Genomic DNA, 14,973 nt, shown 5'->3' with positions numbered 1-14,973 from the left:
CAAAAACGGGGGATGAAGCTGTTCTGTGAAGTGTTTAGGACTGTCCTGATATATCTTCTTCTGGCGCAATAACCGCCTTCTGGTTTCAGGCAAAGATCCACATGTCCTCTCGCAGAACCTTTCTCAAATATGCCCTGTTCGGTGGGGCGGCCGCAGCGACAGAAGGGCTGCCGGCCGCTATCCGCCGCGCTTACGCCATCGCGCCCGATCCGGGAACGACATATCTGAATGCTGAGCATGTGGTGATCCTAATGCAGGAAAACCGCTCTTTCGATCATATGTTTGGTACGCTCGCTGGGGTTCGCGGCTTTAATGACAGGCGGGCTATACGGCAGAAAAACGGCAATTCCGTTTTCGTGCAGTCGGGGAAGGGGGGCGAGACTTATGCGCCTTGGCGTCTCAATATTCATGACACCAAAGTTACATGGATGGGCTCAATCCCGCATTCTCGGGACAGTCAGGTCGATGCGTGGAATGGAGGGCATCATGATGACTGGATTGATGCCAAGCGTCCCTACAAAAAAGACTATAAACAATATCCTCTGACGATGGGTTATTATACCCGCGAGGATCTGCCGTTTTATTATGCGCTGGCCGATGCTTTTACGGTGTGTGACCAGAATTACTGTGGGGCGATGACGAGCACGACCCCCAATCGTCTGATTTTCTGGACGGGAACTGTGAGGGACCAGCAGAACACAACGTCGAATGTGTATATGCGGAACCCGGAAATCCTTGAAGGCGGCATGACCTGGACGACCTTTCCGGAGCGACTGGAAAAGATCGGGGTTTCCTGGAAATTCTATCAGAACGAACTCAGCCAGACGGGAGGGATGTCCTCGGCGGAACGCTCCTGGCTGTCAAATTTCGGATGTAATGTTCTGGAGTGCTTCGACAACTTCAATGTCAGCTCCAATGCGGGATTTGGAGACTGGATTGAGGAGCGGATTCAGGAATGTTCCGATCACATCAATCGGCTTGAAAAACTTGAGATGCTGGTTTCGGGTGAGCGTGGTGAGCAGCTTGTCGAAGCCAGGGCCCTGATGGAGGTTCTGCGTCGGCGTCAGCAATCCGCTAAGGGATATGAGGCTCTGACACCTGCGGAGCGCGCGCTTTTCACCAAGGCGTTTGTGACGAACAAGGCTGATCCGAACTATCACTCCTTGGAGACACTGGCGTTTACGGATGATCCGGACGCGAAGGGTATGAAGGCCCCGAAGGGCGATGTGCTGCATCAGTTCCGCACGGATACGCGGACAGGCAATCTTCCCGCCGTTTCGTGGCTCGCGGCACCGGAGCATTTCTCAGATCATCCGACATCTGCTTGGTATGGGGCATGGTATGTCTCGGAGGTCATGAACATTCTGACCGAAAACCCCGATGTCTGGAAAAAGACCATTTTCATTCTGACCTATGATGAAAATGACGGGTATTTCGACCACTGCTGCTCTTACGCTGCTCCCGATCCCCAGCGCCCGGAAACGGGACGCTCTTCCGAGGCGATTGGACCGGACGGGCTGGAATATACGACAGCAGATGATGAAATGCGTCTTGGCGTTCCCGAGCGATTGGCCCGTAGTGGCCCGATCGGACTGGGGTTCCGGGTGCCGATGGTTGTCGCCTCTCCGTGGAGCCGTGGTGGCCGCGTCAATTCGCAGCTGTTTGACCATAGTTCGACACTGCAGTTTCTCGAACATTTTGTTGAACGGAAATTCGGAAAGCCTGTTCGGGAAACGAATATTTCTCCCTGGCGCCGTGCAATCTGCGGCGATCTGACATCCTGCTTTCAGTCCTCCGAAGCGGATGCTCCATCCCTGAACTATCTGGATCGGAATACACATCTCCGAACGATTGAAGATGCGAAAAATCGTCCTTTACCGGGTGGCTTTCGCTCTCTGTCCGCTTCCGAGACGGCAACGCTGAGGACACAGCCGGATCTGTTGCGGGAAACCGTTCGGCAGGAAGCAGGAACACGCCCCGCGTGCGCGCTACCGTATGAACTTTATTGCGACGGCGGCGTGGTTGCAGGAGAGGGGCGTGTCGGTCTGAAGCTCCGCGCAAGCCGAGGCGTTCATGGAGAACGCTCTGCGGGTGCGCCGTTCAATATCTATGATTATCGCAATGACGGTCGGGACATGCAGGTGGGAACCTATGCTGTTGCGGCCGGTGACGACATGGACGTGACACTTCCCGTCATAGACGGGCTGTATGATGTGGCGGTTCATGCGCCCAATGGCTTTTACCGGGCCTATCGGGGGCATAAGGATCGTGTTCTGCTGCGCTCGGCATGTCGCTATGAAAGCGGCACGAAGGGGAAGGGTGCAGCACTGCTTCTCTCGCTCAGTAATGTTAGCAGGGTTCCGGTGACCATCCAGTACCGGACGGGAGATGCTGCGCCGTTGCAAACAGTTATTCTGAAGTCTGGGGCGCACAGGGACATCAGGCTGGATCTGTCAGCCACGCATCAATGGTATGATGTGACGCTGACCTCTCCGTATGATCCAGATTTCAAGCATGTCCTTGGCGGTCGGATGGAGACGGGGCAGCCTACGATCACGGACCCTGCTGCGGCGTTTTCCTCCTAAGCGTGTTCGAGCGTCATGGTCGCGAACGCTGTTCCCGCCAGGAGCAGAGCAGCGTTGCGACCATGATTTCCGGCGCTGCGAGGAGGATCCATTCAATAATATTCAGAATGATGAAATCGCTGGACGTGGCCTGAAGAAAGAGGCTGGCGGTCAGACCGGCAGCGGCGCAGGATTTCAGAATATTCCGTTGAAAGTCTGTCAGGCTGTTGCGACATAGGACGCGATTTCCGCGCACTGAGGCCGTGACGAGCACCAGCATCGCGCCCTGTCCGAGGAGCAGTGACATGATCCAGTTCATGCCGGGAGAGCCGTTTTTTGCAGCGTGCGAAAGGCTGCAAAAGCGAATGACGCAGACAGGAGTGCGGACGTTACACTGACTCCGGCCAGAACAGATGTGTGCCATAGTAAGCTGAGCAGCGAAACCACAAGACACGCAACGGCGCTGCCCCCCAGAAGCTCTGGCCACGCCCGCTCCGGCCGACGGGCCAGTGCGTACAGCAGGGTAAGGCCCCAGACGACGAAGAGGGTTGTCACTTCATATCTTGCCCGATGCGGCGTTGTGGGGCCGATAAGACGGTTCGCGATGAAAAAGGATGCGAAAGCGAGAGGCGTACCGGCCAGCACACCCACATTCAGTCGGGCAACGATCCGGTGTCCGCGATGATGGGGACGACGCAGGCGTTTGATTGTCCAGAGGTGCATGCCGCTGCCGATCAGGGCTGCAAGCGCAAGGCCGGACAGGAAGTAGAGCCAGCGTATGACGGAGGGGGCAAAGCGGGCGACATGCAGCCCGTACAGGAAGGTGTAGGCTTTGAGAACGGGGCGGTGTTCGATGTGCTGTTTGAGAACGCGCCCCGAAGGCCCATCGAATGTGATGATCTGTGAGGATGTGCTGATGGTGTGATCGTTGCCGGCGATCATGGTCACGAGAGAGGCCTGATCGGATGGATTGAACACATAGATCTGTTCCAATCCCGCGCCGCCGAATTTACTTTCGGCCTCACGCAGCATTGGCAGAAAAGGTGCGAGATGGGCGGGATGGCCCGTAGCGGGACGAGAATAGAGAGCCGGGTTAAGCTCGGTATAAGACGCTGTCAGATCATTGCGGTAGAGCGCCTGTGTGCTCCATGGGAGCAGCAGCGTTCCGAGCGTGACGGCACCGGTGAAGGAAATCATCAGGTGAAAGGGTAGGGCTGCGACCCCAAGCAGATTATGCATGTCCAGCCAACTTCTCTGCCCGCGTGAAGGTCGGAAGGTGAAGAAATCCGCGAAAATGCGCCGGTGGATGATGACGCCGGTCATCAGTCCGACAACGAGTGCAAGGGCCGCGAGTGCGGCGATCAGTCGGCCCAGAGGATAGGGAAGCTGAAGCTCGAAATGGAAGCGGTAGAAGAATTCTCCGCCGAGCGTATCCCGGATGCCGTCCGGGCTTCCGGTAATAGGATCAAGGACGCGCTGGATGTAGTTTCCTTTCGCATCTGGCCATAGGGCCGTTGCAAAAGGCTGAAGCGCAGTCGCGCTGGCAACGTACCATGCGCTGGCGGCAGGGGCGTTATGGCTCAACCAGTTCAGCGCGTGGGCGTTCACCACCATTGGATCAGAGGCAGTAACCGGTAACTCCGGTCTGGCCCAGAGATTGATATCCTGTCGGAACACGCTCAGGGCACCGGACAGGGCAATGGCGAACAGTACCCAGCCGGTTATAAGGCCTAGTGTGGTGTGGACGAGGGCCATGGAGGCACGGAAGGTGTTTCTCATGGATACCAGCCGCGGCTGAAGACGAAAGCGGCCAAAATGAAGGTTAGAACACCTGCAATTACTGCCAGTCGTCTAATATTTGCGACCCCGAAGGATGCGATGAAGACGACTGGCCATAACAACAGGCCAAGCAGGATCCCGGCCATGGCGTTATCGGCCTTGGAAAGCGGCAGCCCGAATGCGAGGCACACGCCGCCCAGCGCGGATAGGATGTATCCGCCCGGAAGCGCTACGACAAAACGCAGGATTGTATCGTAGCGCTGGGTGTGCCCGCTCAGCGGTTTACCAGCTAAAACCAATATTGGCCTGCGCGTTGCGGCGCTCTCCGTAGTAGCAGAATTCCTGACCGTAAGAGGCATAGCTCAGGCAGTTAGCGATGAAGTTCTTGTCAAAGAGGTTGCGAACGCTCGCGCCGACATTCCAGCCATGAAGGCTGTGCGACAGGTTGGAGAGGTCATAGCGCACTGACGCATCGAATACCGCATATTGTGGCACCCAGACACTCCCGTAAGATGCTTCGCCGCCATAGGATTTGTTGGAATAGCGCATGCCGCCGCCGAAGCCGAGACCCTTCGCCGGACCGGATGGCATCGTATAGAAAGCGAACAGCGAAGCATTGCCTTTACCGGACTGGATCAGGGGTTTGCCGGTTGAGTCGTCGTGGACTTTCTGGATGCTGACAGCCGCGGTCAGCACGAGGTTGTGGAATGGTTCGGCATGGGCTTCGAACTCGAAACCATCCGAATGGACCAGTCCACTTTGAGCGCTGTAGCCCGTGCTGCCGATCCCGACGAGAACATTTGTCTGTTCAATATGGAAACCTGCGGCGGTAAGAAGCAGTGACGTGCCCGGAAGCTGGTATTTCAGACCGCCTTCAAGCTGCTTACCGACAGATGGACTGGCCTGATGTACGGTCTTTCCACCATCCGTTGATACATTCCCGGACTGGGGCTGGAAGGATGTCGAGTAGCTGATGTAAGGCGAGAGGCCGAAATCGAAGTGATACAGGCCAGACGCGCGCCATGTGATCTGGCTGGGGCTCTGGTTGGTGGTGGTGTGGGACATGTTGTCGGTCTGGTGGGAGCGGTACCAGTCGTTACGCAGGCTCCCTGTCAGGATCAGACGTTTCCAGTGGATTTCATCCTGACCATAGATACCGGCCTGATGAGAATCTGTGTTGTAGTTCACCCAAGGGTTCAGGGGAGCGATGGCCACCTGATAGTTCGGATGGAAAACATTCATGGACGGAGCATCGCCATAGAAGCCGACTTCGGAAGCGCTCTGCTGCATGTAGTCGAAGCCAAACATCATCGTGTGGCGCAACGGCCCGGTCCGGACTTTGCCTTTGAACGCGCTGTCAAAAGTCAGATTATGCGTGTGTTCGTTTGTGGCAATGGCTGAGCGGGCCAGCGTGTCGTCCTGCCCCGTAACGTAATAGCCGCTGTCATAAACGCTGCGATACTGGGTTTTGATATCGTCGTAGCGGCCGCGGGTGCTGAAGCTCCAGTCATCGTTGAAACGATGATTGAAGATATAGGTGATGGCGCCGTGGCGGCGGTTGTATTTTTCGAACGATGTATCGCCGTCATAGAAATTGCGCGGCAGATATCCGAAAGGGGCGCGTTTAAGGGAGCCGACCAGCGGGACGCCGCCATAGGTACCATTTTCAGGATCGTACTGATAATTGCCGAGGATCGTCAGCGTGGTCGGGCCATCGCCGCCAAACGTGAAAGACGGGCTGATGGAAAAGCGTCGGCTGCCGGTCCGGGCAAGCTGGCTGTGCTGGCCGTTGATAGTGCCGTCGAGGCGGTAGCGGACGAAACCGTTTTTCGTCACGAAACCGCCGACATCGGCATCCACGCGATACAGATCAAACATGCCGCCGGTTGCGTTGACGCTGCCATAGGAGCGCTGGTCCGTGGGGAGTTTGCTGGAGAGTGCGACGAGACCGCCGGGGCTGGACTGGCCATAAAGGGCTGATGCCGGGCCTTTGAGGATTTCGATACGATCCAGACGTGACGTGTCGGTCTGGGCGGTGGCGTAGCCGGTCGGGCTGTCCTGAAGTTTCAGGCCATCAAGGAATGTCGGGGCCGAAAATCCGCGCAGGGCGAATTGATCATAGCGCGTCCCGACGCCGCCGCCGCGGAGATCCGCCGTAATACCCGCGGTATAACGGACGGCCTGATTGAGGTTCAGGACGTTGCGGATATCCATTTCGTTGCGGGTGATGACCGTGACCGATTGGGCGGTTTCGACGAGCGGTGTGTCCGACTTGGTTGCAGAAGATGCAATCGTCGAGGCGCGGCGGGCGCGGACCTTGAGCGTCTCAACTGTTTTGGCTTGTGTTCCGGCGGTATCGGTTTTTTTTGTCCCGGAACGCTGGGACTGTTCAGGCGTGACATTCTGGTCGGCTGCGAAGACTTCTCCACTCATGACGAGGGAGAGGGGTATCGCGTAAAAAATCCTGTTGCGGTGCATACCCGACCTCAAATGACTGTTCATGCTGGTGCGTGATCAGAGGCTGGTATCGCTATTGCGAGTCAGTTGCAAGTAGGGTTTGCAAAATAAGACCGGGAAAGATTTTTTCACGGAAACAAAGTGTTACGGCTCTCGCGCAGGGAAGAAATCCGGGCAGTTTTCTGCTGCCCGGACAAGGGATTTACCAGACAGTAAATCCTGCATCCACGTTCACGATTGCGCCCGTCATGAGGCTTGCGGCGTCCGAGGCGAGGAATTGTACAACCGAGGCGACCTCGTCGGGCTGGCCCACGCGCCCCATCGGCGTTCCGGCAATCCAGGCGTCGTAAAGTTCTGGCTTTTCCATACCGAAGCGCGTGAGGGTGGTTTCAATATAGGTGGGGGCAACGGCATTGGCCCGGATGCCGTGGGGCGCCCATTCGGCGGCCAGGGAGCGGATATACTGGTGAACACCCGCCTTGGATGCGTTGTAAGCAGCCTGCTGCTGCGGGCGGTTCACGATCAGGCCGGACATGGAGCCGATGGCGACGATCACACCTTTTTTCTGTTCAAGCATGATGCGGCCAGCGGCCTGACAGGAGCGGAACATGCCGTTGAGGTTGATATCCACCTGTTTGAGCCACTGCCCATCCGTCATGTCCTCGGCCTTGACCTCGGAAATGCAGATCCCCGCGCAGGCGACCAGAATGTCCAGACGGCCTTCTTTTTCATGTACACTGCTGACGGCGTTCTGCACGCTTTCCGTTTTTGTGACGTCCATTGCAACGCTGCTGACGTCATAGCCCTGATCGCGCAGGTCCTTGACGGCCTGCGCTGCGAGAGTTTCATCGAGGTCCGCGATGACGACGCGGGCGCCAGCTTCTGCAAGGGCCGTGACGCAGGCCAGACCAATGTTCTGCGCGCCGCCGGTGACGATGGCGACGCGGTTATCGAGGCGGAGTTTTTCCATGTACATTGTAGATGATCCAGAAAATCAGGCTGCGAGGGGGTGACGGTGACAGGCTTCGAAAGCCACACCGTCGGGAGCAAAAAGGTGACAGTTCCGTGGCGGCAGCGTCAGGCTGACGCGGGTGTCCACATCCGTGAGAACGGCGCCATCCGTCTGGACGACAATGATTTCGCCGTCTGGCATGCGGACATGAACGAGGGTGATGGCGCCGAGACGTTCAATGACCTCCACGACGCCGCTATTGGGGCCTGAAGACGCCAGTTCGACGTGTTCGGGGCGGATACCGACCGTCACCTTTGTTCCGGGCAGAAGGCCGGGGGATGTGACAGGGACGTAGAGGCTCGATCCATCCCGGAGTTGCACGCTCGATCCCGCCGCGTCGCCACCCTGAAAAATAGCCGAGAAGAAGTTCATCGGAGGGGAGCCAATGAAGCGGGCCACGAACAGGTTACGAGGGTGATGGTACAGTTCGAGCGGGGAACCGATCTGTTCGACCACGCCTTTCTGCAGGACGACGATCTTGTCGGCCATGGTCATGGCTTCGACCTGATCATGCGTCACATAGATCGTGGTGGCGCCGAGCTTGCGGTGCAGGGCTGAGAGTTCCACGCGCATCTGGCCGCGCAGGGCGGCGTCGAGGTTGGAAAGCGGCTCGTCGAACAGGAAGACTTTCGGATTGCGCACAATGGCGCGTCCGATGGCGACGCGCTGGCGCTGACCGCCGGAAAGCTGTCCCGGCTTGTGGTTCAGATAGGGTTCGAGCTGAAGCGTGCGGGCGACATGTTCGATTTTTGCGCGGCGCTCGGCTTCCGGCATGCCGGACAGCTTCAGACCGAATTCCATGTTTTTGTAGACGTTCATATGCGGATAGAGCGCATAGGACTGAAAGACCATCGCCAGACCGCGCTTGCCGGGCTCCACGTTGTTGACGAGCTGGCCGTCAATCAGCAGATCGCCTGATGTGATGTCTTCCAGTCCTGCGATCATCCGCAGGAGCGTGGATTTTCCGCAGCCTGACGGGCCGACGAAGACCACGAATTCGCGTTCTTCGATCGACAGGGAAATGCCCTTGATGATTTCTTCCGTAAGATATGTCTTGCGAAGGTTTTTGAGTTCGACAGTCGCCATGGGTCAGGCCCCGTTCGTGCAGAAAGAGTGAAGGGAGTGAGCCGGGATCAGAGTCATTTGACGGCTCCGAAGGTCAGGCCGCGGACGAGCTGTTTCTGGCTGATCCAGCCGAAAACGAGGATCGGAGCGACGGCAAGGGTTGAGGCTGCCGAGAGCTTGCCGAAAAACAGTCCCTCTGGTGACGAAAAAGACGCGATGAAGGCTGTCAGCGGGGCGGCATGGGAGGATGTCAGGTTCAGGGACCAGAACGCTTCGTTCCAGCACAGGATGAGTGACAGGAGCGCTGTGGACGCGATGCCGGGCAGGGCAAGCGGCAGCAGCACCATCGTCGTTTCCTGCCAGCGTGTGGCGCCGTCCATCCGGCCCGCTTCGAGAATGGGGGCCGGGACTTCGCGGAAGAACGTGTAGAGCATCCACACGATAATCGGCAGGTTCGTGAGCATGTCCACGATCGCAAGTCCGGTACAGGTGTCGAGCAGATGCGTGTTGCGGGCCAGAATATAGATCGGCACCAGAACGCCCACGGGGGGCAGCATCCGGGTCGAGAGCATCCAGAGCAGGGTCCCGCGGGTGCGCTTTGAAGGCATGAACGCCATCGAATAGGCGGCGGGAACAGCCAGTGCGATGGCGACGGCTGTTGCTCCGACCGAGACGATCACGGTATTCAATGCGAAGTGCCAGTAATTGGCGCGTTCAAACACCTCGGTATAGCTGCTCAGTGTGGGCATAAAGAACAGCTTCGGCGGTGTGGAGATAGCCTGCACTTCGCTTTTGAAGCTCGTGAGGATCATCCAGAAAATCGGGAAGAACAGCCAGAGGGCTATTCCCCATCCAAGAATGGTCACGCCGATCCGGGTGCTGGTTTTTGTCTTGAGCGCCATGTCAGGCCTCCAGATTGCGGGCTACGGCGCGCACCAGGAAGATTGCAACGATATTGGCGATAACGATCGCGACGACGCCACCCGCTGAAGCACCGCCCACATCGAACTGAAGCAGGGCGCGGGAATAGATCAGGTAGGGAAGATTGGTGGAGGCCACGCCGGGTCCGCCCGCTGTGGTGACGGAGATTTCGGCGAAGATCGTCAGCAGATAGATCGTCTCGATCATGACCACGACGCTGATGGCGCGTCCGAGATGCGGCAGGATGATGTAGCGGAAACGCGCGATCGGGCCCGCACCGTCCATCCGGGCGGCTTCACGTTGCTCCCCGTCCAGCGACTGCACGGCGGTGAGCAGGATCAGAACCGCGAATGGCAGCCATTCCCAAGCGACGATCATCATGACCGTCATGAGTGGAAAGCGCGCCAACCAGTCGATGGGCGTGAGGCCCACGGCCCGCATCATGGCGGAATAGACGCCGTAAATCGGATGGAGCATCAGGTTCTTCCACAACAATGCGGAGACCGTGGGCATGATGAAGAACGGCGAAATGACCATGATGCGGGCAATGCCCCGGCCGAAGAACTCCTGATCGTACAGAACGGCCAGCAGCGTTCCGCCGCCGATGCTGATCACCAGAACGCCCGCGACGAGGACGAGTGTGTTCAGTAAAGCGTGCAGGAAGTCAGGATCGGTCAGCAGGTACCAGTAATTATCGATCCCGGCGAAGCCATGCAGCGTGGGATCGACGAGGTTATAGTTCTGTAGCGAGTACCACAGCGTCATGACGAGTGGGACGATCGACCAGACCAGAAGGATCAGGACGGACGGAGAAAGGAGCAGGAAGCCTGTCCTTTTCGCGGTCTGTACGGTCGCCCCTGCGGGCGGGCTGTGTTCGAGAACGGCCTGCATGGTATCTTGACCTTGATCGGGCGGCGTTATCGCGCGCGGCCGGACTGGCGGAGTGCGCGGGTGATCGAAGCCTGAGCGGATGTCAGCGCCTGATCCACCGTCATCTGGTCGGACAGGGTTGCTGCGACCGTCTGGCCGACCTGAGTGCCGATGGACTGGAACTCGGGGATCGCGACGAACTGAGCACCTGTATAGGGGCGGGGCTGTGCGGTCGGGCCGTTGGGATCAGCCGTCTTGATGGCGTTCAGGACGAAGGACGCGAAGGGGGCCGCCTTGAGATATTCGGGGGCAGCATAGGTCGAGGCGCGTGTTCCCGGAGGGGCTGCAACCCAGCCTTTCCGTTCAGCCACCAGCTTCACATAATCCTTGGATGTGGCCCATGCGATGAAGGCTTGTGCGTCCGCGCTCTGATGGGAACTGACGGGCACAGCTAGACTCCAGCTCCACAACCATGTCGGGCCTTTGCCGTAAGGTCCTTTGGGGGCAGGCGCGAAGCCGACCGTGTTTGCAACCTGTGACTGTTTGGGGTCGAACAGCAGCCCCCCCGCGACCGTTGAGTCAATCCAGATCCCGCAATGACCGCTGGCGAACAGGGCGAGGTTTTCGTTGAAACCATTGGACGTGGCACCCGGAGGACCGTCCGCCTTGAGGGCGGAGACGTACCAGTTCAGGGTCGCTTTCCAGGCGTCGGATGTCAGGGTTGGCTTCCATGACATATCAAACCACTGCGCCCCGAACGTGTTGGCGAGCGAGGAAATATACGCCATGTTTTCGCCCCAGCCGGGCTTGCCACGCAGACAGATGCCGTAGACCTGATTGGGCTTGTCCGTGATCTTGTCCGCAAACTGGCGGATCTGGTCGTAAGTGGGCTGTTCAGGCATTGTCAGGCCCGCTTTCTGGAACAGATCCTTACGGTAATAGGTTATGACGCTCTCGGCGTAGAACGGTAGGGCGTAGAGCTTGCCTTTCGCGCTGAGGCCTTCGCGCACGGACGGCAGGATGTCGTTCATGTCGTAGGCGTCATCGGGCTTGATTTCGGTGAGCCAGCCCTGTTTGGCCCAGATCGGCACTTCGTAATTGCCGATGGTCACGACATCGAACTGGCCGGTTTTCATGGCGATGTCGGTCGTGACGCGCTGGCGCAGGACGTTTTCTTCAAGCGTGACCCAGTTCAGGTGAATGTCTGGATGGGCTTTTTCGAATTCCGTCGAAAGCTGACGCATGACGATCATGTCGCCGTTGTTCACGGTGGCAATCGTGAGGGTTCCACCGGCTTGTGCGCTGGAAAGGACAGAGCCGGCGAGCAGGGCGCCAAGGGCGCAGAGGGCTGTGCGGGTGGATTTCAGACGAAGCATGGACGTTGACCTCTGGAAAAGGGGTTCTGGCAGATGGCGAACAAGGGACTGAAGAAAAACGGCGGGGCCTGTTCTCAGGCGGAGGCCTCCTTTTCCAGAACGTCGCGCATCTGCTGACGCCAGGTGATCTGGTTGGTGAGCATGTCGTGCGCGATGCTGCGTTTGGCGGCGTGATATGTGGCTGTGCGGTCGTCCGGGACGATCTCGTCTCCTGCATGGCTCATTCGTGCCATGGCCTGCCGCAGGTCAGGATAGGCCCCGCTTGCGACGGCCCCGAGAATGGCGGCTCCCAAAAGAACGGAATCAGACTCTGCGGGGAGCAGAATGCGGCATCCGGTTGCATTGGCGTGCTCACGCAGGAAAACGGGGTTCTTGGTGCTGCCGCCGGTCGCAAGGATCGTGTCAATCCGGTAGCCCTTGGCATTCAGAGCGTCGATGATGTCCTTCGTGCCGTAAGCGAGACCCTGCACTGTGGCGAGATAGAGCCGCGCCAGATCATCGAGCGTATCAGAGAGCGTCAGACCGCTGATCATGCCCTTCAGAGCCGGATCGGCATGGGGCGAGCGGTTTCCGTGAAAATCCGGAAAGACATGCAGGTCGGACGTGATCGTTCCCGGAAGTGCCTCGGCTTCAAGCGTCTCAATCCGCGCGTTCAGCAGCGCATATACGCTTGTTCCGGCTTTTTCGGCTTCCTGCTTGAGGGAAGCGCCAAGGCGATGACTGGAAATAACGAAGTCGATCAACGAGCCTGTAGATGACTGACCAGCCTCATTGAGCCACATTCCGGGGATCATGGCGTTCCAGTAGGGCCCCCAGACACCAGATACGAAACGTGCTTCTTTAGAGACCGCCATATGGCAGCTCGAAGTCCCGCAGACCAGAGAGATTGAGCGCTCAAGTTGCTCATCTGACAAAGACCCTTCCGTATTGAGCCCGAACAGACCGATGCCACCAGCATGGGCATCAATGGCAGAGACGCCCACGGGGATGCCGGGTGTCAGTCCCATTTCAGAAGCAGCTTTAGCGTTCAAGTCAGAATCCAGAGTACCGCCCAACGGACGCACATCATTTCCAATCCGGTTGAAATTGTCAGACGCAAGATCTCCCAGACCGACAGACTGAAAATATCCTTCGTCCCAGCGGTTTTCGTGGGCGAGATAGGTCCATTTGCAGGCCGTCGAACAGGCTGAGCGGGAGAGGGACCCTGTTGCGCGCCAAGTCAGAAAGTCCGGCAGATCAAAGAAATGGGCGGCCTGATCGTAGATATGGGGAAGGTGCCGCTTCAGCCAGAGCAGCTTTGGCGTTTCCATTTCAAGGGAAATCGTGCCGCCGACATAACGAAGCACATCATGACCGCCGCGATTGATGTCCTGCGCTTCCTCAAGGGCACGGTGGTCCGCCCAGAGAATGATGTTCTGCTCCGGTGTTCCGTCCGGATCTATCGACAGGGCATGGCCGTCCTTATCAAGGACGACAAGAGAGCAGGTTGCGTCGAAGCCAATTCCGGTAATGCGATAAGGCCCGTCAAGCATTGCCAGCGCGTTACGGGTCGCCTGGCAGATGGCGGACCAGATATCAGCGGAAGATTGCTGTGCGTAGCCTGCGCGTGGTGTCCATGTCTGGATCTTCTGGACGAAAGACGCTTTCTTCTGCCCGTCGAGGGTGAAGAGACCCGCGCGGGCGCTCCCTGTTCCAACATCAATTCCAAGAACCAGATCCATAAACGATACCCAGACCCTGTGAAGCAGAGAGTGGGCATGACGAGGTAGCCATGCCCGAGGTTCCATCCGATCCATAGTTGTGATTGAACGTCACATTATGGTCACAAGAACTACCTTTATTTATGTTACATATAACGATATCTGTGTCCAGAAGGCTGTGAGATATTTTTTCTCAAGCAAACGGGATTGGCCAAAGCTGCTGTTTTGAAAATGAGCTTGTTTGCTCGAACAATTTATGAATGGGTTTGGACAGATTTTACGGTTGGCTATCCGCTATTTGGATGGAGTGTTTCTGTCGAATGCAGATAACAATCTTACCCACGAAGCACAGATTAAAATAATCTGATTTATGGTTAATTATTTTATTTTTAGAGACACAGTTTCAATTTTAAAAATTAGAAATTTTCTTTCAAAAGCCAATTGGAAAAACTGGAAATGAGGTGATTCATATTGTTTTTTGTCTTCTCAAATCCACGTCCTCGCTGAAGGGTTGTAGTATTCAAGTAAAGTGATCGACATATTTCTAGTTGGATAGCATGAACTTTTTTATCCGGCTGTCCGTAATGTTGTGTAATGTATCCACCTGAATAAGGTATATTTCGCCGTACTGAATAAGATTTATCTTGTAATATACTTTCAATTTCATCACTAATTATTGGTCTACAGCTTTTCCCATGCACGTCTCCAATAACAATATCACACGATCGTGCATAAGGTAATTTTGGCATAGAGTGCATTTCCAAAAGGATTGCGTAGCCAAATCGCAGACGTATCTCATTTAAAATAACAGTAAGCGCTTCGTGATAAGGGAGCCATGATGTAGAAATTCTTTTAATTATTTCGGATTTATCTATAGTATCACTATATATTTTCTTTCCTTGTGATATATTTCGAGGAATAACCCCAAAGCCTGATTTTACCTTGGGGCTAGAAATGATTTCATTGTCAGATATTTTTTGTTTGAACATTTCGGAATCTACCTCCCGCCAGTCCCGATTTACATCACACCAAGCACGAGAAAATTCTGCACTTAATAGAGTTGCTCCAAAATCAGGAGCATCCTCCATTAAGTTATCCATAAACCGATCCTCGCTTCGTTGAAGCTCTTGAAGAGGCAATGCCGCAATGCCCAGAAAATCAGGCGGATAATAGCGACCAGAGTGAGGAGAAGACACGACGAGAGGAATGGCGGTATTCCGGGGATAATC

The 14,973-nt window shown here is 56.5% G+C and carries 12 protein-coding genes; 1 reads left to right on the top strand and 11 read right to left on the bottom strand.

Annotated features, from left to right (window positions below; genetic code table 11):
• Window positions 1–101 precede the first annotated feature (101 nt).
• Window positions 102–2,585: a phosphocholine-specific phospholipase C gene (locus GKO01_RS13600; RefSeq protein WP_099287505.1), complete on the top strand. Its 2,484-nt coding sequence runs from the start codon at window positions 102–104 to the stop codon at window positions 2,583–2,585.
• 13 nt (window positions 2,586–2,598) lie between these two features.
• On the opposite strand, the gene GKO01_RS13595 is transcribed toward GKO01_RS13600, so the two are convergent.
• The 11 genes from GKO01_RS13595 to GKO01_RS13545 form a co-directional block, all read right to left on the bottom strand.
• Window positions 2,599–2,871 (bottom strand): hypothetical protein, encoded by a 273-nt coding sequence (locus GKO01_RS13595; protein ID WP_145994776.1) that lies wholly within the window; start codon window positions 2,869–2,871, stop codon window positions 2,599–2,601.
• An 8-nt stretch (window positions 2,872–2,879) separates the two neighbouring features.
• Entirely contained in the window at window positions 2,880–4,343 is a 1,464-nt protein-coding gene (locus tag GKO01_RS13590; RefSeq protein ID WP_099287503.1) for a PepSY-associated TM helix domain-containing protein, read from the bottom strand.
• A complete protein-coding gene (locus GKO01_RS13585) occupies window positions 4,340–4,642 on the bottom strand; it encodes a hypothetical protein (protein ID WP_099287502.1) in 303 nt (100 codons plus the stop codon). The genes GKO01_RS13590 and GKO01_RS13585 overlap by 4 nt, the downstream gene beginning before the upstream one ends.
• Complete coding sequence (locus GKO01_RS13580) at window positions 4,626–6,821, bottom strand: TonB-dependent siderophore receptor (protein WP_099287501.1); 2,196 nt, start codon at window positions 6,819–6,821, stop codon at window positions 4,626–4,628. The genes GKO01_RS13585 and GKO01_RS13580 overlap by 17 nt, the downstream gene beginning before the upstream one ends.
• 181 nt (window positions 6,822–7,002) lie before the next feature.
• The gene (locus tag GKO01_RS13575) at window positions 7,003–7,776 is read right to left on the bottom strand and encodes an SDR family NAD(P)-dependent oxidoreductase (RefSeq protein WP_099287500.1); all 774 of its coding nucleotides are present in this window, start codon (window positions 7,774–7,776) and stop codon (window positions 7,003–7,005) included.
• 18 nt (window positions 7,777–7,794) lie between these two features.
• Window positions 7,795–8,898 carry an ABC transporter ATP-binding protein gene (locus GKO01_RS13570; protein WP_099287499.1) on the bottom strand — a complete coding sequence of 368 codons (1,104 nt, stop codon included), beginning with the start codon at window positions 8,896–8,898 and terminating at the stop codon, window positions 7,795–7,797.
• 53 nt (window positions 8,899–8,951) lie between these two features.
• Window positions 8,952–9,779: a carbohydrate ABC transporter permease gene (locus GKO01_RS13565; protein WP_099287498.1), complete on the bottom strand. Its 828-nt coding sequence runs from the start codon at window positions 9,777–9,779 to the stop codon at window positions 8,952–8,954.
• A gap of 1 nt (window position 9,780) precedes the next feature.
• Window positions 9,781–10,689, bottom strand: coding sequence for a carbohydrate ABC transporter permease (locus GKO01_RS13560; protein WP_099287497.1), 909 nt, complete (start codon window positions 10,687–10,689; stop codon window positions 9,781–9,783).
• 26 nt (window positions 10,690–10,715) lie between these two features.
• The gene (locus GKO01_RS13555; protein WP_099287496.1) at window positions 10,716–12,044 is read right to left on the bottom strand and encodes an ABC transporter substrate-binding protein; all 1,329 of its coding nucleotides are present in this window, start codon (window positions 12,042–12,044) and stop codon (window positions 10,716–10,718) included.
• Between the two features lie 74 nt (window positions 12,045–12,118).
• Window positions 12,119–13,765, bottom strand: a complete 1,647-nt coding sequence (locus GKO01_RS13550; RefSeq protein ID WP_099287495.1) for an FGGY-family carbohydrate kinase — start codon at window positions 13,763–13,765, stop codon at window positions 12,119–12,121.
• Window positions 13,766–14,160: 395 nt separating this feature from the next.
• Window positions 14,161–14,973: N-formylglutamate amidohydrolase (locus GKO01_RS13545; protein WP_099287494.1), on the bottom strand; the 813-nt coding region annotated here is incomplete at its 5' end.

The organism is Gluconobacter kondonii, assembly GCF_002723995.1.
GTDB lineage: Bacteria > Pseudomonadota > Alphaproteobacteria > Acetobacterales > Acetobacteraceae > Gluconobacter > Gluconobacter kondonii.
This window is presented reverse-complemented; position numbering and strand designations above follow the sequence as displayed.

Coding starts and splice junctions, on each gene's coding strand:
- GKO01_RS13590 (WP_099287503.1), bottom strand. CDS start 4,343: ATGAGAAACACCTTCCGTGCCTCCATGGCCCTCGTCCACACCACACTA.
- GKO01_RS13565 (WP_099287498.1), bottom strand. CDS start 9,779: ATGGCGCTCAAGACAAAAACCAGCACCCGGATCGGCGTGACCATTCTT.
- GKO01_RS13600 (WP_099287505.1), top strand. CDS start 102: ATGTCCTCTCGCAGAACCTTTCTCAAATATGCCCTGTTCGGTGGGGCG.
- GKO01_RS13550 (WP_099287495.1), bottom strand. CDS start 13,765: ATGGATCTGGTTCTTGGAATTGATGTTGGAACAGGGAGCGCCCGCGCG.
- GKO01_RS13560 (WP_099287497.1), bottom strand. CDS start 10,689: ATGCAGGCCGTTCTCGAACACAGCCCGCCCGCAGGGGCGACCGTACAG.
- GKO01_RS13555 (WP_099287496.1), bottom strand. CDS start 12,044: ATGCTTCGTCTGAAATCCACCCGCACAGCCCTCTGCGCCCTTGGCGCC.
- GKO01_RS13575 (WP_099287500.1), bottom strand. CDS start 7,776: ATGTACATGGAAAAACTCCGCCTCGATAACCGCGTCGCCATCGTCACC.
- GKO01_RS13580 (WP_099287501.1), bottom strand. CDS start 6,821: ATGCACCGCAACAGGATTTTTTACGCGATACCCCTCTCCCTCGTCATG.
- GKO01_RS13595 (WP_145994776.1), bottom strand. CDS start 2,871: ATGTCACTGCTCCTCGGACAGGGCGCGATGCTGGTGCTCGTCACGGCC.
- GKO01_RS13570 (WP_099287499.1), bottom strand. CDS start 8,898: ATGGCGACTGTCGAACTCAAAAACCTTCGCAAGACATATCTTACGGAA.